General features: G+C 68.0%; 18 protein-coding genes. 13 read left to right on the forward strand and 5 right to left on the reverse strand.

Going from position 1 to position 18,892, the window contains the following annotated elements:
• Positions 1 to 215: 215 nt before the first annotated feature.
• Positions 216 to 1,031 (forward strand): alpha/beta hydrolase, encoded by an 816-nt coding sequence (locus AC1DX5_RS06165; RefSeq protein ID WP_478014570.1) that lies wholly within the window; start codon positions 216 to 218, stop codon positions 1,029 to 1,031.
• Positions 1,032 to 1,220: 189 nt separating this feature from the next.
• On the opposite strand, the gene AC1DX5_RS06170 is transcribed toward AC1DX5_RS06165, so the two are convergent.
• Positions 1,221 to 1,880, reverse strand: coding sequence for an HAD-IA family hydrolase (locus AC1DX5_RS06170; RefSeq protein ID WP_478014571.1), 660 nt, complete (start codon positions 1,878 to 1,880; stop codon positions 1,221 to 1,223).
• Between the two features lie 84 nt (positions 1,881 to 1,964).
• On the opposite strand from AC1DX5_RS06170, the gene AC1DX5_RS06175 reads away from it, so the two are divergent.
• From AC1DX5_RS06175 to AC1DX5_RS06200, 6 genes are all read left to right on the forward strand, one after another.
• Positions 1,965 to 3,089, forward strand: a complete 1,125-nt coding sequence (locus AC1DX5_RS06175) for an 8-amino-7-oxononanoate synthase (RefSeq protein WP_478014572.1) — start codon at positions 1,965 to 1,967, stop codon at positions 3,087 to 3,089.
• Positions 3,086 to 3,712, forward strand: coding sequence for a dethiobiotin synthase (gene bioD, locus AC1DX5_RS06180; RefSeq protein WP_478014573.1), 627 nt, complete (start codon positions 3,086 to 3,088; stop codon positions 3,710 to 3,712). Before AC1DX5_RS06175 ends, bioD begins: the two co-directional genes overlap by 4 nt.
• Positions 3,709 to 4,965 (forward strand): adenosylmethionine--8-amino-7-oxononanoate transaminase, encoded by a 1,257-nt coding sequence (locus AC1DX5_RS06185; protein WP_478014574.1) that lies wholly within the window; start codon positions 3,709 to 3,711, stop codon positions 4,963 to 4,965. The genes bioD and AC1DX5_RS06185 overlap by 4 nt, the downstream gene beginning before the upstream one ends.
• 293 nt (positions 4,966 to 5,258) lie before the next feature.
• Entirely contained in the window at positions 5,259 to 6,059 is an 801-nt protein-coding gene (locus AC1DX5_RS06190; protein WP_478014622.1) for a formylglycine-generating enzyme family protein, read from the forward strand.
• 55 nt (positions 6,060 to 6,114) lie between these two features.
• Entirely contained in the window at positions 6,115 to 6,528 is a 414-nt protein-coding gene (locus tag AC1DX5_RS06195) for a DUF1330 domain-containing protein (RefSeq protein ID WP_465171040.1), read from the forward strand.
• Positions 6,525 to 7,175, forward strand: a complete 651-nt coding sequence (locus AC1DX5_RS06200) for a DsbA family protein (RefSeq protein WP_465171041.1) — start codon at positions 6,525 to 6,527, stop codon at positions 7,173 to 7,175. Before AC1DX5_RS06195 ends, AC1DX5_RS06200 begins: the two co-directional genes overlap by 4 nt.
• A 26-nt stretch (positions 7,176 to 7,201) precedes the next feature.
• Here the strand turns inward: AC1DX5_RS06200 and AC1DX5_RS06205 are convergent, their stop codons facing one another.
• Positions 7,202 to 8,986, reverse strand: a complete 1,785-nt coding sequence (locus tag AC1DX5_RS06205) for an arylsulfatase (protein ID WP_478014575.1) — start codon at positions 8,984 to 8,986, stop codon at positions 7,202 to 7,204.
• Between the two features lie 86 nt (positions 8,987 to 9,072).
• Here AC1DX5_RS06205 and AC1DX5_RS06210 point away from each other — a divergent pair, with 86 nt between their 5' ends.
• From AC1DX5_RS06210 to AC1DX5_RS06230, 5 genes are all read left to right on the forward strand, one after another.
• A complete protein-coding gene (locus AC1DX5_RS06210; protein ID WP_465171043.1) occupies positions 9,073 to 9,480 on the forward strand; it encodes a hypothetical protein in 408 nt (135 codons plus the stop codon).
• Between the two features lie 11 nt (positions 9,481 to 9,491).
• Positions 9,492 to 11,141: a sulfatase-like hydrolase/transferase gene (locus AC1DX5_RS06215; protein ID WP_478014576.1), complete on the forward strand. Its 1,650-nt coding sequence runs from the start codon at positions 9,492 to 9,494 to the stop codon at positions 11,139 to 11,141.
• Positions 11,141 to 11,728, forward strand: coding sequence for a TetR/AcrR family transcriptional regulator (locus tag AC1DX5_RS06220; protein ID WP_478014577.1), 588 nt, complete (start codon positions 11,141 to 11,143; stop codon positions 11,726 to 11,728). The genes AC1DX5_RS06215 and AC1DX5_RS06220 overlap by 1 nt, the downstream gene beginning before the upstream one ends.
• 7 nt (positions 11,729 to 11,735) lie before the next feature.
• The gene (locus tag AC1DX5_RS06225; RefSeq protein ID WP_478014578.1) at positions 11,736 to 12,497 is read left to right on the forward strand and encodes a phosphatase PAP2 family protein; all 762 of its coding nucleotides are present in this window, start codon (positions 11,736 to 11,738) and stop codon (positions 12,495 to 12,497) included.
• A gap of 124 nt (positions 12,498 to 12,621) precedes the next feature.
• A complete protein-coding gene (locus AC1DX5_RS06230; RefSeq protein WP_465175167.1) occupies positions 12,622 to 14,778 on the forward strand; it encodes a TonB-dependent receptor in 2,157 nt (718 codons plus the stop codon).
• Between the two features lie 40 nt (positions 14,779 to 14,818).
• Here AC1DX5_RS06230 and aqpZ read toward each other — a convergent pair whose 3' ends face one another.
• Positions 14,819 to 15,553, reverse strand: a complete 735-nt coding sequence (gene aqpZ, locus AC1DX5_RS06235) for an aquaporin Z (RefSeq protein WP_465175168.1) — start codon at positions 15,551 to 15,553, stop codon at positions 14,819 to 14,821.
• Positions 15,554 to 15,621: 68 nt separating this feature from the next.
• Positions 15,622 to 16,617 (reverse strand): L-threonylcarbamoyladenylate synthase, encoded by a 996-nt coding sequence (locus AC1DX5_RS06240; RefSeq protein ID WP_478014579.1) that lies wholly within the window; start codon positions 16,615 to 16,617, stop codon positions 15,622 to 15,624.
• Positions 16,618 to 16,660: 43 nt separating this feature from the next.
• Between AC1DX5_RS06240 and AC1DX5_RS06245 the strand changes: the two genes are divergently transcribed.
• Complete coding sequence (locus AC1DX5_RS06245) at positions 16,661 to 18,385, forward strand: acyl-CoA dehydrogenase (RefSeq protein ID WP_478014580.1); 1,725 nt, start codon at positions 16,661 to 16,663, stop codon at positions 18,383 to 18,385.
• A 121-nt stretch (positions 18,386 to 18,506) separates the two neighbouring features.
• Here the strand turns inward: AC1DX5_RS06245 and AC1DX5_RS06250 are convergent, their stop codons facing one another.
• Positions 18,507 to 18,863: a GntR family transcriptional regulator gene (locus AC1DX5_RS06250; protein ID WP_465171051.1), complete on the reverse strand. Its 357-nt coding sequence runs from the start codon at positions 18,861 to 18,863 to the stop codon at positions 18,507 to 18,509.
• Positions 18,864 to 18,892: the final 29 nt, after the last annotated feature.

Raw genomic sequence — 18,892 nt, forward strand, 5'->3', positions numbered from 1 at the left:
CCCCCCCCCCCCCCCCCACGCTGCCCCACCCCTGCCCCCTCCCCTGAAGGGGAGGGGCTTGATTGAGACATGGGCGAGCTCGCTCCGGTTCAACCCTAATACCAAGGTCGTATCCCGGCACACCCGCGTAGAATGTCGCCCGCGCGTCCTACCCGGCATGTTTCGGACAGGGACGACGCTGCCGCGGCCGTCCGCATCGAAGCGGGAGATCGGACATGTCGAACACCATCATGCTCATCCACGGCGCCTGGCTGAATGCGCTGGCCTGGGAAGGTTTCAAGGCACGGTACGAAGCGCGAGGCTATACCGTGCTGGCGCCCAACTGGCCCTATGACGACCGCGCGCCGGCCGAGCTGCGCGACACCCCGCGCGAGGAGCTGAAGCATCTGGGGCAGCTGCAGATCATCGATCATTACGACGCGCTGATCCGCGGGCTTGCCGAGGCGCCGATCCTGATCGGTCATAGCTTCGGCGGGGTGATCGTCCAGCATCTGCTCGATCGCGGGCTGGGCGCGGTGGGGGTGGCGATCGATCCGGCGCCGACCCCGGGCGTGCCGCTCGGGCCACAGGCGATCTGGTCGGCGCTGCCGGTGCTCGGCGACCTGTTCAGCTGGCGCAAGGCCAAGGTGATGTCGCGGACATTCTTCCGGACGCGTTTCGCGCAGACCGCGCCGAAGGACCAGGCCGATGCGCTGTACGATCGTTATATCGTGCCGACGCCGGGCAAGGTCTATTGGGACGGCATCTTCCTGCGCGCCGGCAGGATCCGCTGGGACAATCCCAAGCGCGCGCCGTTGCTGCTGATCGGCGGATCGCTCGACCTGATCGCCGATGCGAGCATGACCCGGGCGATCTATCGCAAGCAGAGCCTTGCGCCGTCGAAGACCGAGCTGCGCATCTTCGAAGGGCGCTCGCACTGGACCGGGATCGATGCGGGCTGGGAAAACGTGGCCGATTATGCGCTCGATTGGGCACTCTTGAGTGCGCGCGAATCGGAAGTTGTACCGATCAGGGAAGCGCTGGCCGCCTGACCCCCGGCCGTGCCAGCCAGCCCGGGCGGTCCGCCCCCGACCGCCCGGGCTTTTTGCCAAGGACCTTCCCTCTACCCCGTTTCGGGCTGAGCTCGTCGAAGCCCTGCTCTTCTCTTCCACGGCAGAAAGAACAGCCCTTCGACAAGCTCAGGTCGAACGGAGGGAAGGTACGTCGACCCGAACAACGCTCTACCGACCAATGATCTCCAATCCCTCCGGGCCAACCCGCGCCCCCAACGCAGCATAATCCGGCACCCCGGGATGCGGTGTCTCCAGCGGATGGGCGTGAGTGACGGTAATCACCATCACCACCGCGCCGGCGGCCTCGGCGGCGGCGATGCCGGCGGGGGTATCCTCGAACACCAGGCAGTGATCGGCGGGGACGCCGAGGCGGTCGGCGGCGAGCAGGAAACAATCGGGCGCGGGCTTGCCGCGGTCGACATCCTCGGCGGTGATCATCACCGGCGGTATGGGCAGGCCGGCCGCTTCGAGCCGCCGCGTCGCCAGCGCGCGCGGGGCGGAGGTGACGATCGCCCAGCGATCCGCCGGCAGCGCGGCGAGGAAGGCATCGGCACCGGCGATGGCCTCGACGCCGTCGACATCCTCGATCTCCAGCCGGGTGATCTCGGCGGCCTCGGCCTCCGGATCGACGCCGGGCAGCGCGAGACGGCGCACCGTCTCGACGCTGCGCACGCCGTGGATCGTCGGCAGAAAGGCCTCGACGTCGAGGCCGTGACGGCGTGCCCAGCCAGCCCAGACCCGCTCGGCGGCGACGATCGAGGTGAGGATCGTGCCGTCCATGTCGAACAGGAAAGCGGCGAAGTGGCGGTCGGGGAAAGGCTGAGTCATTGCCCGCGCTCCTGCGCCCGGCGGGCACGCGGCGCAAGCCGCGCTCTATCGTCATCGCCGCGCGATGCCGCTAGAGCGCCGCCCATGTCGGCGCTCAAGGCCCTTGCAGACGATCTGACCCGGCTTGCCGCGCAGGACCGGTTGCGCACGCTGGTGCCGCGGCGCGGGGTGGATGTTTCCTCCAATGACTATCTGGCGCTCGCTACCTCGCCGCGGCTCGCCCGGGCAGTAGCGGAAGCGGTCGAGCGCGGGGTGCCGGTCGGATCGGGCGGATCGCGGCTGTTGCGCGGCAATCACGAGGAGCATGAAGCGCTGGAGGCGGAAGCGGCGGCGTTTTTCGGGAGCGAGGCGGCTTTGTTCTTCTCGAGCGGCTATACCGGCAACGCCACGCTGTTCGCGACCCTGCCGCAGCGGGGCGACCTGATCGTGCATGATGCGCTGATCCATGCCAGCGCGCATGAGGGCATGAGGCTGAGCCGGGCCGATGCCGTCGCCGCGACGCATAACGACCCCGAGGCGTTCGAGACCGCCATTGCCGGATGGCGCCGCGCCGGCGGCACCGGGCGACCGTGGATCGCGGTGGAGAGCCTGTACAGCATGGACGGCGACCGGGCGCCGCTCGACGCGCTGGCGGCGGTGGCCGGGCGTCATGAGGCGATGCTGCTGATCGACGAAGCGCATGCCACCGGCGTGTTCGGCGCGCAGGGGCGCGGTCTCGCCGCGGCGCTCCACGGGCGCGAGAATGTCGTCACGCTCCACACCTGCGGCAAGGCGATGGGGTGCGAAGGCGCGCTGGTTTGCGGCCCGCAGGTGGTGCGCAATTTCCTGGTCAATCGCGGGCGCGGCTTCGTCTTCTCGACGGCGCCGTCCCCGCTGATGGCGAGCGCCGTGCGCGAGAGTGTGCGCATCCTGGCCGATGAGCCGGAACGGCGCGCCGGCTTGTGGGATCTGGTCGGCGCGGCCGAAAAGGCGCTCGACCGCTGCAGCGTGGCGCCGACCGGATCGCAGATCCTGCCGCTGGTGCTGGGCGACGATGCGCGGACGATGCGCGTCGCCGCCGCGGTGCAGGCGGCCGGGTTCGACGTGCGCGGCATCAGGCCACCGACGGTGCCGCAGGGCAGTTCGCGGCTGCGCATCTCGCTGACGCTCAACCTGACGGTGGCGGATGTGGATGCGCTGGCGGACGCGATTGCGGGGGCGCTCGCATGACCGTGCGGATCGTCATCACCGGGACCGACACCGATGTCGGGAAGACGGTATTCGCCGCCGCGCTCGCCGGGGCGCTGGGCGCTTCCTATTGGAAACCGGTCCAGGCCGGGCTGGAAGAAGGCGGCGATGCCGCGACCGTCGCGCGGCTGAGCGGGCTGGCGCCGGAGCATATCCTGGCCGAGGCGTATCGGCTGACCACGCCCTGTTCGCCCGATCGTTCGGCGGCCATCGACGGGGTAACGATCGATCCGGCGCGGCTGGTGCCGCCGGTGCTCGACGGTCCGCTGGTGATCGAGGGCGCGGGCGGGGTGCTGGTGCCGGTAACGGGCGAGCTGGTCTTTGCCGATCTGTTCGCGCGCTGGGCGCTGCCGGTGGTGCTGGTCGCGCGGACGACGCTCGGCACGATCAACCACAGCCTGTTGTCGATCGAGGCCTTGCGGTCGCGCGGCGTGCCGATCCTGGGCGTGGCGTTCACCGGCGAGGCGGTCGAGCATAGCGAGGCAACCATCGCGCGGATCGGCGGGGTGAAAAGGCTCGGCCGATTGCCGCATCTGGCGCCGCTCGATGCGGGCACGCTCGCCGCCGCCTTTGCCGCGCAGTTCGATGTGGCGGATTTCCGATGAAGGGATCGCCGATCTGGCACCCCTTTACCCAGCATGGGCTGGGCGAGCCGATCCCGCTCGTCACGCATGCCGAGGGCGCGGCGCTGTTCACCGAAGACGGGCGGCGGATCGTCGATGCGATCTCCTCCTGGTGGGTGACGACGCATGGGCATTGCAACCCGCGCATCATGGCCGCCATCGCCGAGCAGGCGGGCAAGCTCGACCAGATCATCTTTGCCGGCTGGACGCATGAGCCGGCCGAGACGCTCGCGCGCGGGCTGATCGAGATGACGCCGGCCGCGCTGAGCCGGGTGTTCTTCTCCGATTCGGGATCGACCAGCGTCGAGGTCGCGCTGAAGATGGCGCTCGGCTTCTGGGCCCATCGCGGCGAGCCGCGGCACCGCGTGCTGGTGATGCAGCACAGCTATCACGGCGATACGATCGGCGCGATGTCGGTCGGCGCGCGCGGGGTGTTCAACCGGGCCTATGCGCCGTTGCTGTTCGATGTCGGCACCCTGCCATTCCCCGCCGCGGGGCGCGAGCAGGACACGCTCGACGAGCTGGAAGCCGCCTGCCACGCCAGGCCCGCCGCGCTGATCGTCGAACCGCTGATCCTCGGCGCAGGCGGCATGCTGATCTATCCGGCCCGGGTGCTGGCCGAGATGCGTGCGATCTGCGCGCGGCACGGCGTGGTGTTCATCGCCGACGAAGTGATGACGGGCTGGGGGCGGACGGGCAGTTTGCTGGCGTGCGAACAGGCCGGGATCGTGCCCGACATCCTGTGCCTGTCGAAGGGGCTGACCGGCGGGGCGGTGCCGCTGGCGGTGACCATGGCGAGCGAGGCGATCTACGACGCGCATTGGTCGCAGGACCGGGCGACGATGTTTTTCCATTCGTCGAGCTACACCGCCAACCCGATCGCCTGCGCCGCGGCCAACGCCAATCTCGCCATCTGGCGCGAGGAGCCGGTGCTGGAGCGGATCGCCGATCTGGCCCGGCGCCAGCAGGCGCGGCTGGCGAAGGTCGCCGCACTGCCGACGGTGCGCAACGCGCGGCAGATCGGCACGATCACGGCGATCGAGATCGCCGACGAACAGGGCGATTATCTGTCGTCGATCGGCCCGCGCCTGCTCGCTTCTTTCCGGGGCAGGGATCTGCTGCTTCGGCCGCTCGGCAACACCGTCTATGTCATGCCGCCTTATTGTATCGACGATGGGGATCTGGACCTGATCTATGCCGCGATCGGTGAGGCGTGCGAGCTTGGGGCGGGATGATGAGGCGCGTTTTTCTTCTTCCCCGGCGGAGGCCGGGGCCCAGTAGGGAGGCAGAAGGAAACGGGCGGGGCGGCCATTTCACAGCTCCCCCAACTGGACCCAGTTCCGGGTTGAACATACCCCGTATGTTCAAGGATCGTCCGGGGGACGATCCGACCCGGAACTCTTCGCCGGGGAAGGTGAAATGTACCTGGGCACGGTTGCTCTTCTCCACCGTTGCGCTCCCGTTGCTGGCCACCGCCTGCACATCGAAACAGCCGGCATCCGTCTGCACCGACCTGTCGAAGGCCCCGATGGTCGCCATCCCCGGCGGCAGTTTCACCATGGGCGACGACCCGCTCTACCCCGAGGAGGGGCCACCGCGCAGGGTGTCGGTCAAACCCTTCTGGATCGATACGCACGAGCTGACCAATGCCGAGTTCGCCGCCTTCGTGAAGGCGACCGGCTACACGACCATGGCGGAGCGCGATCCGCCGACATTGCCCGGCGCGCCGCCCGAGATGCTGGTGCCGGGGTCCGCCGTGTTCAGCGTGCCGAGCCAGGACGATCCGCGCTGGTGGCGCTGGTCGGTCGGGGCGCAGTGGCGGCATCCGTCGGGGCCGGCGGAATCGATCGTCGGACGCGACCGGGAGCCGGTGGTGCAGATCGCGTTCGAGGATGCCCAGGCCTACGCGCGCTGGGCAGGCAAGCGCCTGCCGACCGAGGCCGAATGGGAATATGCCGCGCGCGCCGGGCAGAAGGCGTTGCCCGAGCCGGTGGATGGCGAGGGCCGTCCCCAGGCCAATTATTATCAGGGCGTCTTCCCGCAGCGCGATCTCGCGCTCGACGGCTATAAGGGCCGCGCGCCGGTGGGGTGCTTCAAGCCCAACGCCTTCGGCCTGTACGACATGATCGGCAATGTGTGGGAATGGACCAGCGACCCCGGCGGGCCGCAGGGCGACATGCATGTCATCAAGGGCGGATCCTATCTCTGCGCGGGCAATTATTGCGCGCGCTACCGCCCTGCCGCGCGCCAGTTCCAGGAACGCGGGCTCGGTACCGATCATATCGGGGTGCGTCTGGTCGCCGACCGGCCGGTGCCGCCGCGTCATTGACCCGCCTGCCATGATATGACACGTATTGTGCCAATATCACGGCTGGAGGCGTCGCATGAAGGTCACCAACACCGTCTTCCCGGGCGCCGAACAGGCCGCGGCGTTTTTCGGCGGGGTCGAGGACGGGCCGTTCGTGATGGTCAATTTGCTGAAGTTCAGGGAGCGCGCCGATTATGCCGATGGCTCCGAGCCGGAGCTGAGCGGACGCGAGGCCTATCGCCGTTATGGCAAGGCGGTGCTCGCCTGCCTGGCCTCGGTCGGCGCAAGGTCGGTCTATGCGGGGGACGTCACCGAGCTGATGCTCGGCGAGGCGGACGAGCTGTGGGACATGGTGGCGCTGGCCGAATACCCCTCGCGCGCGGCGATGATGGCGATGGTGGCGTCGCCCGAGTATCAGGCGATCGAGAAGCACCGGATCGCCGGGCTTGCCGGGCAGCTCAACATCCGCACCAAGGCGCTGGGCGGGTGACCCTGAGCTACGATCTCTACTGGTCATTCCGCTCACCCTATTCCTATCTGGTGACGCCCCGGCTGGTCGAGCTCGAACGCGACCATGACGTCATGGCGCGCGTGCGCCCGGTCTATCCGATCGCGGTGCGGCAACCCGATTTCTTCGCCAACAACGATCCGCTCTGGCTAAGTTATTTCCTGCGCGACATCGGGCGGAGCGCCGACTTCGTCGGGCTGCCGTTCCGCTGGGCGTCGCCCGACCCGGTGACGATGGACATGGCGACGCGGACCTATCCGAAGGAGCAGCCTTATATCCACCGGCTGACGCATCTCGGCGTGGCGGCGGCGGAGCGCGGCCGGGGGCTGGCGTTTCTGGACGAGGTGAGCCGGCTGATCTGGGGCGGGGCGGTGACCGACTGGCATCTCGGCGATCATCTCGCCCGGGCGGCGGAACGCGCCGGGCTCGACCTGGCGGAGATGGATGCGGCGGTCGCGGCGGATCCGGACCATTATGCGGCGGTGGTCGAGGCCAATCAGGAAGCGCAGCGCGCCGGGGGGCATTACGGCGTGCCGCTGATGGTGTTCGAGGGCGAACCGTTCTTCGGGCAGGACCGGTTCGACCAGCTCAAATGGCGGATGGCGCAAAGCGGGCTGGCGAAGCGCTGAATCCTCCCGATCCGGCACGGGGAGGATCACGCCCGCCTCCTCCGCCACCACAGCACGCCCGTCACGAGCGCTCCCAACGCCAAAAGCCCCGCCAGCAACCGAAGCAGCTTCGGCCGCACGCTCCGGTTGAAGCCGTTGCGGTTGATCTGCGCCGCGGCGGTATAGCCGGCGGGCATCGGCAGCACCTGATCGCGCCGGGCGAAGGCGGCGTAATCGGCCTGGAGCGCCTTGAACAAGGTCGGCATCGTGCCCGCCAGATCGCGCGTCTCGCCGGGATCGCGGGCGATATCGTAAAGGTGCCATTCGCCGGTGCCGGTCGGCGGCAGATTCTTGACCAGCTTATAGTCGCCGCGGAACACCGCGGCGTTGCCCGAAAGTTCATAGCCGATCGCCTGGTCGGCGGGATGCACGCTGTCGGTCGCCCCGCTCAGCACCGGCCAGAGATTCGCGCCGGTCATCGGCTCGACCGGCTTGCCGCGATACGTGCCGCCATGGCCGGGGACCCGGGCGAGCGCGAGAAGGGTCGGGGCGATGTCCGTCACATAGGCGAAGCGGCCGGCGATCATGCCCGCCCTCATCGCCGGATTGCCCGGCCAGGCGATGATCAGCGGCACGCGCAGGCCACCCTCGGTCGCGGAGAATTTATAGCCGCGCAAGGGAGCGACGGCGGCGCTGGCCCAGCCGGGGCCGATCGCGGTAAAGGAGCCGCGCCGGCCCTGCGAGTCCGGTGCGAGATCATAATGCACCCGGCTGTTGAGCGCGCTGAGCCAGGTCGCCATCGGATCGGTCGGCTCGGCGCCGTTATCCGACAGGAAGACGAACACGGTATTCGCATAGTCGCCGGTTGCCTTGAGATGCGCGACCAGCCGGCCGATCTCGACATCCGCCGCCTCGGCCATGCCGCCATAGGCCGCCATGGCGCGGGCCTGCGCGGCACGTTCCCCAAGCGGGAGGGCGTTCCAGTCGCGGGTCGTGGACATGGCGACCATCGGCGCGCCGGCGGGAATGATGCCGAGCGCCGCCGCGCGGTCGCGCCGCGCGGTGCGCAGTGCGGTCCAGCCGCTCCGATAGGCCGTGCGATAGCGCACGATATAGGCGTCGGGTGCCTGGACCGGGATATGGTTGGCGAGGAAGTTCACCGAGGCGAAAAAGGGTTTTCCGCCGGATCGCCCGCGATCGATATAGTCGATCATCCGGTCGACCACGAAGCGCGAGGAATAATAATCCCCGGGCAGGGTCGCGGGCTTGCCGTCCTCGGTCCAGTCGGCGGTCTCGTAGAGGCCCTCGATCGGGCGCTGTTCGAAATTGTCGGCACCCGCGTCGGCCAGCGAGAAGGCGTGATCATAGCCGCGCGCGGTGGGCAGCTTGTCCGGGGTGCGGCCGAGATGCCATTTGCCGGTGAGATAGGTGCGGTAGCCGCCGTCGCGGAACAGGCTGGCCAGCGTCACCACCCGGTCGTTGAGCACGGTGTCGTAGCCCGGCTTGCCGACATGGTCGGGCGGGATCGTCTCGGGCATATTGCCCAGGCCGGCGCGGTGATTGCTGACCCCGGTCTGGAGCATCGCGCGCGTCGGCGAGCAGGTGCCGGCGACATGGAAGTTGGAGAAGCGCACCCCTGCGGCGGCCAGCGCATCGATATTGGGGGTGCGGATCTCGCTGCCGAAACTACCGACATCGCTGAAGCCCCAATCGTCGGCGAGCAGGACGACGATATTGGGCCGCTTCCGCTCCGCCGCCGATGTGCCGGAAGCGAGTGTGAACGTCGCGAGCAGGGCGAGACTCGCGAACACTGATTTCCAGGGCCTGCGCATCGACATCTTCCCCCTTGCCCTAGGATGCGCCCGGATAATGGCATTATCAATGCCGAAATGTTGCAAAGACCCGCGCGGCTGATACGATGCCGCGAATCAAAGGGGAGGCCGTCATACGAAAGGCAATTCGCGCCGCGATCGCGTTGGTCGGGCTGTTCAACCTGGCAATCGGGCTTGGCTTTCTGATCGACCCCGCGCGGCTCGGCGCCAATTTCTTCCTGTTGCCTGCCAGCATCCAGGGACTGGCGACGATGCGCGCCGATTTCACGGCCTTTTTCATGACCGGCGGCGCCTTCGCGCTGTACGGCGCATGGCACGGTCGGGCCGAGCCTCTGAGCACGCCGCTGCTGCTGCTCGCCCTCGCGCTGATCGGGCGCTGTATCGGCATCGCCATCGACGGGGCGTCGCCGACCGCGCATGAGCCGGTGGTCGCCGAAGCGGCGATGATCGCGATCCTGCTCGCGGGGCGCCACATCCTGTCCACCCCGCACTGAGGGCCGACCCCGTGAAGACATGGCTGAAAATCCTGCTCGGAACGGTCGCGCTGCTGCTGGTCGGCGGCTATCTCGCCAGGGACTATGTTCTGCTGCATCTGGCGGGATGGATGGCGCCGCATGTCTATCCCAACCACCCGGTCGCCTGGCAGAGCGGGCCGGACGTGGCGCAGCTGCCGGCCGACAAGCGCCCGCCCAATGTGATCCTGATCGTCGCCGACGACCTCGGCTATAATGATATCAGCTTCAATGGCGGCGGCGTGGCGGGCGGGTTGCTCAAGACCCCCCATATCGATGCGCTGGGCCGCGACGGCGTCAGTTTCGCCGACGGCTATGCCGGCAACGCGACCTGCGCGCCGTCGCGCGCGGCGCTGATGACCGGGCGCTATCCGACGCGGTTCGGCTTCGAGTTCACGCCGACCGACACGCGCTTCGCGCGCACCATCGCCGGCTTCCCGACCAGCTGGGACAAGCGCACGATCTTCGACGAGGAGGCGGCGCGGACCGATCCGCCGGCCGACGACAAGGGCGTGCCGGGATCGGAGCTGACCATCGCCGAGCTGATGCGCGGCAAGGGCTATCACACGCTGCATCTCGGCAAATGGCATCTCGGCGGCGCCAGGGGCATGCGGCCCGAGGACCAGGGGTTCGACGAGAGCCTGGGCTTCATCATCGGCGCGCAGATGTTCCTGCCGGAGAACGACCCGAACGTCGTCAATTCGAAACAGGATTTCGACCCGATCGACAAATATCTATGGGCGAACCTGCCGTTCAGCGTCCAGTATAACGGCAGCGTACCGTTCCGGCCGAACCGCTACATGACCGATTATCTGACCGACCAGGCCGTCGACACGATCAAGGCCAATCGCAACCGGCCCTTTTTCCTCTACCTCGCCTATAACGCCCCGCACACGCCGCTCCAGGCGCTGAAGGCGGATTACGACGCGCTGCCGCAGATCGCCGACCATCGCACCCGGGTCTATGCCGCGATGATCCGCGCGCTCGACCGCGGCGTCGGGCGAGTGACGGCCGAACTCAAGGCGCAGGGGCTCGACCGAAACACGCTCGTCATCTTTACCAGCGACAATGGCGGCGCGCATTATATCGGCCTGCCCGACATCAACCGGCCTTATCGCGGCTGGAAAGCGACCTTTTTCGAAGGCGGCGTGAAAGTGCCGTTCTTCATGCGCTGGCCGGCGCAGATCAGGCCGGGCACGCGCATCGACGGACCGGTCAGCCATTTCGACATCTTCGCGACGGCCGGCAAGGCCGCCGGAATCGCCATGCCGGGCGACCGCGCGGTGGACGGCGTCGACTTGCTGCCGTTCGTCGAGGGCAGGCAGGCGGGGAACCCGCACCAGATCCTGTTCTGGCGCGACGGTGCCTATCGCACGGTGCGGGACGGCGACTGGAAGCTGCAGATGCTCGACCTGCCGCACAAGGCCTTGCTGTTCGATCTGCGGAACGACCCGACCGAGCAGCATGACCTTGCCGCGCAGCAACCCGCCCTCGTCGCGCGATTAAAGGCATTGCTCGCGGATCATGATAGGAGCAGCGTCAAGCCGGCCTGGCCATCGCTGATCCGATCGCCGATCGCGATCGACCGGCCATTGGGCACCAGACCCAAACCGGGCGAGACTTATATCTATTGGGCGAATTGATGGATCAGCAAAAGGGGCGCTCGGCCGACGGGCGCAGGAGACGGTCGGAATCGAGCCGCGACAAGATCGTCGAGGCGATGCTGGCCCTTGTCGCCGAGGGACAGATCACCCCGAGCGCCGAACAGGTCGCCGGCCGTGCGTCTGTCGGGCTGCGCAGCGTGTTCCGGCACTTCAAGGACATGGAGAGCCTCTATGCCGCGATCACCGCCCGCCTTGCCCGCCAGTATGAGATGTGGCTGGTCCCTTATACCGCGACTGACTGGCGCGGGCAGCTGAGCGAGACGACCGACCGGCGGCTGACCACCTATGAGAAGCTGATGCCGTTCAAGCGCGCCGGCGATGCGCACCGGCACGAATCCGCGGCGATCCAGACGGAGCATGCCCGTGCCCTCGCCTTCATGCGCGCCAAGCTGAAGTCGATCCTGCCCGAGGAGATCGCGTCCGATGCACTGACCTTCGAGGCGATCGACCTGATGCTGAGCTTCGAGACATGGCAAAGGCTGCGCATGGAACAGGGGCTTTCCGTGAAGAAGGCGGGCGCCGTGGTACGCGCGCAGGTTGATCGGCTGACCGAACCCGTCCAGTGATAGGCGGGTGACGCCAGATGCCCCCCATTCCGACGATCCGCTCCACGCCGAGGGCGCCGATACGGGCGGACGCATCCCCGACGATATCCGGCATCCCCCATGGCTGAGGCTCGGCGCCGGCGCGGTTGCCGCTTCGGTGCTGATCCTGGGCCTGGTCGGCACCCTGATCGATCGCGGCTGGCAGTTCGGTTTCGACAGCCGCATCCTGCTCGCGATGCGCGGCGGCACGATGCACGGCACGCCGATCGGTCCGTTCTGGCTGAAACAGGCAATGATCGACGTAACCGCGCTGGGCGGTGAGACCGCGCTCGTGATCCTGGTGACGATCGTCGCCGGGTTCCTGGCGGTCCAGCGCCAGTGGCTGACCTTCTGGCTGGTGCTGGGCGGGACGATCAGCGGATCGATCGCGGTCGCCATCGCCAAGGCGCTGATCGGCCGCGCCCGCCCGGCGCTGACCGATCATCTCGTCGAGGTGAGCTCCGCAAGCTTCCCCAGCGGCCATGCGGCGAACAGCGCGATCATCTATCTCACCATTGCCCTGCTGACCGTCCAGATCGTCGAGGAGCAACGCGCACGTCGCTATATCCTGATTGTCGCCGGCCTGCTGGTGATCGCGATCGGGTTCAGCCGGGTCTATCTCGGCGTCCATTGGCCGAGCGACGTGATCGCCGGGTGGAGCTTCGGAACGCTCTGGGCGCTGGCGTGGTGGGCACTCGGCGCCTGGTTGCGACTCAAGCGCGCCGGCGCGTCGGTCGTCTACGCGCCGTAACATGCGGGTCGCGACGCTGTAACACGCATCTCATCGGCGAAGCGTGCGGTCGCGGCGACGAACCGCCTTGATACTTTATAACATCGTATATACTGCGCTGCACAACGCCCAGTTGGAGTATGCCATGACGCTGAAGATCGCCCTGCTCGCCGGTACCGCCCTGATGTTCGCCGGGCCGGCCTATGCGCAGGACGCGCCTTCGGCGCCGACCACCGACAACATCGCGCCGGCCGATCAGGGGCATGACGTGATCGTCACCGCACCGTTCCGGCAAAGCGAGACCGACGTGCTGTCGGGCACCTCGGTGGTGAGCGGCGAGGAGCTGACCCGCGACCTGAAGCCGACCATCGGCGAGACGCTGGCGAAGCAGCCGGGCGTGTCCGCCACCTCGTTCGGCCCGAGCGCGTCGCGCCCGATCCTGCGCGGCTTCCAGGGCGAGCGGGTCCGGGTGCTGACCGACGGCATCGGATCGATCGACGTCTCCAACACCTCGGTCGACCATGCGGTGATCATCGATCCGCTGCTGGCCGAGCGCATCGAGGTGCTGCGCGGTCCTTCCGCCTTGCTGTTCGGCTCGTCGGCGGTTGGCGGCGTGGTCAATGTGATCGACACGCGCATTCCCCGCGCGATCCCGGCCAAGGGCTATCGGCTCGACGGGATCGCCACCTATGGCTCGGCCGCGAACGAGCGGTCGGGCGGCCTGGCCGGCGACGTGGCGGTCGGCGAGCATCTCGTGCTGCATGCCGACGGATCCTATTCGAAGAGCGACGACCTCCATATCGGCGGCTATGCGCTGACCGCGCAGCGCCGGCAGGAAGCGATCGCCACCAGCCAGCTGCCGCCGGCGGCGCCCGTGCCCGGCGAGGACCCGATCGACTATGCCGCCAACGCCGCGATCCGCGGCACGCTGCCCAATTCGGCGGCGGAGACCTGGACCGCGGGCGTCGGCGCCTCGATCATCACCGACACCGGCAATCTCGGCATCTCCTACAGCCATTATGACAGCCTGTACGGCGTGCCGATCCGCTATGCGACCCTGCCCGACCAGGGCCAGGAAGCGCCGCGTCTCGACATCGTGCAGAACCGGTTCGACCTGCGCGGCGAAGTCGATACCGGCGGGGGCTTCCTCGACAAGATCCGCATCCGCGCGGGCCATGCGACCTATCGCCACTTCGAGCTGGCGCCGGACGGATCGGTCGGCACCGCCTTCTACAATAACGGCACCGAGGCGCGGCTCGAGCTGGTCCAGGCCAAGAAGGGCGCCTGGCTGGGCGCGTCGGGCGTGCAATATTTCAACCGCGTGTTCAACGTGGTCGGCGACGAGGCCTTCCTGCCCAAGAACGAGACCAACCAGACTGGCCTGTTCACCTTGCAGCAGCTCGACCTGGGCAAGTTCAAGGCCGAGGCGGGCCTGCGCTACGAGCTGACCGACGTCGCGGCGCGCACGCCGCTGGGCGACGATCGCTTCTTTGCCGGGCAGCGGCATTATGAGGCGCTGTCGGGCTCGCTCGGCGCGTCCTACGGGATCAGCGATGCGGTGCGGTTCGGCCTGAACCTGTCGCGGACCGAGCGTGCGCCGTCCGCCGAGGAGCTGTTCGCCAATGGCGCCCATGCCGGCACCCAGGCCTATGAGCTGGGCAATCCCGACTTCAAGCTGGAGAAGAGCTGGGGGATCGAAGGCACGCTGCACGCGCATGGCAATGGCTTCAGCTTCGATGCGTCGGCCTATTATAACCGCTTCAGCAACTATATCGCCGAGATCCAGGTCGCGCAGGCGGTGTGCGAAGCGGCTGCCGCACCGAGCGGACGCACCGTCGACTTCCCCTGTTTCCAGTCAGTGCAGACCGACGCGACCTATTATGGCGTCGAAGCCGAGGCATCGGTGCTGCTCGCCCAGATCGGCGGCTACAAGATCAACGTCGATGCGCTGGGCGACTATGTCCATGCCTCGATCGTCGACCAGGGCCCGCTGCCGCGCATCCCGCCGGCGCGCGTGCTCGGCGGGATCGAGGCGCAGGGCGAGACGCTCAACGGCCGCCTCGAGCTCGAGCATGCGTTCGACCAGAACCGGATCGCCGCGTTCGAGACGCCGACCGACGGCTATACGATGGTCAACGCCTCGGTCGGGATCAAGCCGTTCGGCCCCGGCAACAAGACCATGCTGACGATCAGCGCCAACAACATCTTCGATGTCGATGCGCGGCGATCGGCGAGCTTCCTCAAGGATTTCGCGCCGCTCGCCGGCCGCGACATCCGCGCGACGCTGAAGTTCAGCCTCTGACTTCGCAACCCCCTCGCCTGACGGCGAGGGGGCCGCTGGATCAGAGCGCTTCGCCTTCGATCGGTGGCTTCTTCGATGCATCCGCGCCGAGCGTCTTGTACGCCAGGCCGCCGAGCACGCCGCCGACGATCGGCGCGAGCCAGAACCACCAGAGCTGCTGCAACGCCAGCCCGCCGACCACCAGCGCCGGGCCGGTGCTGCGCGCCGGGTTCACCGAGGTGTTGGTGACCGGGATGCTGATCAGGTGGATCAGGGTGAGTGCGAGGCCGATCGCGATCGGCGCGAAGCCGGCGGGCGCGCGGGTGTCGGTCGATCCCATGATCACCAGCAGGAAGAAGAAGGTCAGCACGACCTCGATGGCGAGCCCCGCGACCAGCGAATAATGGCCGGGCGAGAGCGATTCGAGCCCGTTCACCGCGAGGCCGTTGGCCGGCAGGGTGAAGCCCGGCGCGCCGCTGGCGATAAAGTACAGGACATAGGCCGCGACGGTCGCGCCGAGCACCTGGGCGATCACATAGAGCGGGATGTCCTTGCCCGAGAAGCGCCCGCCGGCCCACAGGCCGAGCGTGACCGCCGGGTTGAGGTGGCAGCCCGAGATATGGCCGATCGAATAGGCCATGGTCAGCACGGTCAGGCCGAAGGCGAGCGAGACGCCGACAAAGCCGATGCCGACGTCCGGAAAGCCCGCCGCCAGTACCGCGCTGCCGCAGCCGCCGAAGACGAGCCAGAAGGTACCGAGGAACTCCGCGAGCCCCCGCTGCGTGTTCGTCACCATGGTCTTCCTCTCCTGTGCGAGTCGTACCCGAGGAGGAGGGTAGCGGCCGTTACGGTGCCGTAAAGACGTCAGTCGCGGTGCGCGGCGCGGCGCAGCCGGTCATTGATCGCGGCGCCGAGCCCGGTCTGGGGGACGGGCGCGACCGCGATGCGCGGTTTCGCCGAGGCGTCGGCGCGGTGCAGGGCGGAAAACAGGGCGGCGGCGGCTTCGGTCAGGTCGCCGGTGGCGGACAAGGTGTCGTCGCCGGAGATGGAACCGAATCCGATCGACCATTCGTCGGGAGTGGGTGAGCTGGCGTTGATGCGGAGGGGTTTAGAGGGGGCGTAGTGGCTCTCGAGCTGGCCGGGCGCCGTTACTACTCCTTTCCCCGGCGAAGACCGGAGTCCAGTTACGACATCCTCCGATGCTGGGCCCCGGCCTTCGCCGGGGAGCAGGTTGTAGATCGCTTCCGCCGTGATGGGACCGGGGCGCAATACGCGCACTCCTCCGGCTGTCACCACGATGGTCGATTCCAGCCCCGCTTCGGTCGCGCCATCATCGACGATCAAGGGTATCCGCCCGCCCAGGCTTGCCAGCACATGCTCCGCTCGCGTGGGGCTGATCGCGCCGCTGGCATTGGCGGAGGGCGCGGCGAGCGGCTTGTCCGTCGCCTGCAACAGCGCCCGCATCGCGCGGTGCGCCGGGACGCGGATCGCGATGGTATCGAGCCCGGCCGTCACCAGCGCCGCGATCCCCGCATCCGGGCGGAGCGGCAGCACCAGGGTCAGCGGCCCGGGCCAGAAGGCATCGGCCAGCGCACTCGCGGCGTCATCGAAGGTGGCGATCTTCTCCGCCGCCGTGCGGTCGAGCACATGGACGATCAGCGGGTTGAAACTCGGCCGGCCCTTGGCGGCATAGATGCCAGCGACTGCGCGCGAATCGGTCGCGTCGGCGGCGAGGCCATAGACCGTCTCGGTCGGGATCGCGACCGGCTGGCCCGCCGCGACGACCGCGGCCGCCTCGGCGATCGCGGCCTCGCCGTAGGGTAAGGTACGCGTGACTATGGGCGGGTTTTGCACGGTCATCAGGCGCGGCTATAGCGCGGGCGACCGCAGGAAGAAAAATATCATGAGTTTCACCGCCCCTACCGCCGACCAGCGCTTCGTGCTCGACCATGTGGTCGGCATCGCCGCGCTCGCCGATTCAGAGCGTTTCGCCGCCGCGACCGAGGATGTCGTCGAGGCGGTGCTGGAGGGGATCGGCGATTTCGCGGCCGGCGAATGGGCGCCGCTACTGCGCGAGGGCGACACGGTCGGCGCGACATGGACGCCCGACGGCGTCGTCATGCCCGAAGGCTTCGGCAAGGCGTATCGCGACTATGTCGAGGGCGGCTGGGGCACGATCGGCGTGCCCGAGACCTTTGGCGGCCAGGGCCTGCCCTTCGCGATCCAGACGGCGGTGCTCGATACGCTCGGCGCGGCGAATATGGGCCTCGCGCTCGCCCCCACCCTGACGGTCGGCGCCATCGAGGCGCTGATCCATCACGGATCGCCCGAGCAGCAGGCGCTCTATCTGCCGCATCTCGCGACCGGCGCCTGGACCGGCACGATGAACCTGACCGAACCCCAGGCCGGATCCGACGTCGGCGCGCTGCGCACCCAGGCCAGGCCGCGCGGCGACGGGACCTGGAGCATCAAGGGCACCAAGATCTTCATCTCGTTCGGCGACCATGACATGGCGCCCAACATCGTCCATCTCGTTCTCGCCCGCACCCCCGATGCGCCGGCCGGGACCAAGGGCATCTCGCTGTTCCTCGTGCCCAAATACCGGCTCGATGCCGAGGGCAATCCGGGCGAATTGAACGACGTCCGCGTCGTCTCGATCGAGCACAAGATGGGGCTGCATGCCTCGCCCACCTGCGTGCTGAGCTTCGGCGACCATGACGATTGTGTCGGCGAGCTGATCGGCGGCGAGTTTGGCGGCATCCGCGCGATGTTCACGATGATGAACAATGCGCGGCTGAACGTGGGCCTGCAGGGCGCGCAGGTCGCCGAGCGCGCGACTCAGGCAGCGGTGGCCTATGCCCGCGAGCGCATCCAGTCGCCGCGCGCCGGCTCGGCCAGCAAGGAGAGCGTCGCGATCATCGAGCATCCCGATGTCCGCCGCATGCTGCTGCGGATGAAGGCGCAGACCCAGGCGGCGCGCGCGTTGGTCTATTATGCCGCGAGCCATGTCGACCGCGCCGCGATCGGCGAGGCGGGCGCACAGGAACGGCTCGACCTGCTGACCCCGCTCGCCAAGGCGCATGGCACCGATATCGGCTGCGAAGTGTCGTCGATCGGAATCCAGGTGCATGGCGGCATGGGCTATATCGAGGAGACGGGCGCCGCCCAGTTCTTCCGCGATGCGCGGATCACGCCGATCTATGAAGGCACCAACGGCATCCAGGCGGCCGATCTGGTCGGGCGCAAGCTGGGGCTGGACAATGGAGGCGTGTTCGCGCGGCTGATCGCCGACATGCGCGCCGAAGCGAAGGATACCGGGCTGGTCGGGCTGATAGACGCCTGCGACGCGATCGGCCGCGACCTGATGAGCCGCGACGCCGATGACCGGCTGGCGGCGAGCTATCCGTTCCTCACCATGCTCTCGACCGCGGTGTGCGGCTGGCTGATGGAGCGGCAGGGCCGCGCGGCGGCGGAGGCGAGCGGCGATCCGGCCTTTCTGGCGATGAAGGCAGCGGCAGCGCGCTTCTATATCGAGCAGATCGTGCCCGAGGCGATCGGCCTCAGGGCGGCTGCCATGGCCAAAGCGGAACTGCTGTATTCGGTGCCGGCGGAAGCGTTCTCGTCCTGACCACCAACGTCATGCCGGACTTGTTCCGGCATCCATGGTGCCGCACGCGACGCGGTCGTCAACGAAGCGCTGCGTTTGCGGCTCGATGGCCCCCGGAACAAGTCCGGGGTGACGATTCGGCTTACGCCTCTTCGCGCTCCAGCAATTCATCGGTATTCAGACCGAGCAAGGTGATGTGCGCCCGGATGCGCGGCCAGCTTTCGCGGATGAAATGATCGCGCTCGGCGAGGCGGAGTCGTTCGGCGGCCCCCGGCAGCACGAACATGCCGACGCCGCGACGGACCTCGACATAGCCGTCGTCCTGAAAGCTCTGATAGGCCTTGGCCACCGTCAGCGGATTGGCGCCGTGCTCGGCCGCGAGCGCGCGAACCGAGGGAAGCTGGTCCCCGGCGCGATAGTCCCCACGCAGGATCGCGGCTGAAATCGTGCCGCGCAGCTTGATGTAAACGGGGCTGTCGTCGCTGTTCAGGGCTGTCATGGTGCAATAATACACCAATTACCCCCTGA

It is taken from the genome of Sphingomonas sp. P2_B6 (assembly GCF_056404755.1).

Coding starts and splice junctions, on each gene's coding strand:
- AC1DX5_RS06250 (WP_465171051.1), bottom strand. CDS start 18,863: ATGACAGCCCTGAACAGCGACGACAGCCCCGTTTACATCAAGCTGCGC.
- AC1DX5_RS06195 (WP_465171040.1), top strand. CDS start 6,115: ATGAAGGTCACCAACACCGTCTTCCCGGGCGCCGAACAGGCCGCGGCG.
- AC1DX5_RS06170 (WP_478014571.1), bottom strand. CDS start 1,880: ATGACTCAGCCTTTCCCCGACCGCCACTTCGCCGCTTTCCTGTTCGAC.
- AC1DX5_RS06230 (WP_465175167.1), top strand. CDS start 12,622: ATGACGCTGAAGATCGCCCTGCTCGCCGGTACCGCCCTGATGTTCGCC.
- AC1DX5_RS06220 (WP_478014577.1), top strand. CDS start 11,141: ATGGATCAGCAAAAGGGGCGCTCGGCCGACGGGCGCAGGAGACGGTCG.
- AC1DX5_RS06240 (WP_478014579.1), bottom strand. CDS start 16,617: ATGACCGTGCAAAACCCGCCCATAGTCACGCGTACCTTACCCTACGGC.
- AC1DX5_RS06245 (WP_478014580.1), top strand. CDS start 16,661: ATGAGTTTCACCGCCCCTACCGCCGACCAGCGCTTCGTGCTCGACCAT.
- bioD (WP_478014573.1), top strand. CDS start 3,086: ATGACCGTGCGGATCGTCATCACCGGGACCGACACCGATGTCGGGAAG.
- AC1DX5_RS06210 (WP_465171043.1), top strand. CDS start 9,073: ATGCCGCGAATCAAAGGGGAGGCCGTCATACGAAAGGCAATTCGCGCC.
- AC1DX5_RS06190 (WP_478014622.1), top strand. CDS start 5,259: ATGGTCGCCATCCCCGGCGGCAGTTTCACCATGGGCGACGACCCGCTC.
- AC1DX5_RS06175 (WP_478014572.1), top strand. CDS start 1,965: ATGTCGGCGCTCAAGGCCCTTGCAGACGATCTGACCCGGCTTGCCGCG.
- AC1DX5_RS06205 (WP_478014575.1), bottom strand. CDS start 8,986: ATGCGCAGGCCCTGGAAATCAGTGTTCGCGAGTCTCGCCCTGCTCGCG.
- AC1DX5_RS06165 (WP_478014570.1), top strand. CDS start 216: ATGTCGAACACCATCATGCTCATCCACGGCGCCTGGCTGAATGCGCTG.
- AC1DX5_RS06185 (WP_478014574.1), top strand. CDS start 3,709: ATGAAGGGATCGCCGATCTGGCACCCCTTTACCCAGCATGGGCTGGGC.
- aqpZ (WP_465175168.1), bottom strand. CDS start 15,553: ATGGTGACGAACACGCAGCGGGGGCTCGCGGAGTTCCTCGGTACCTTC.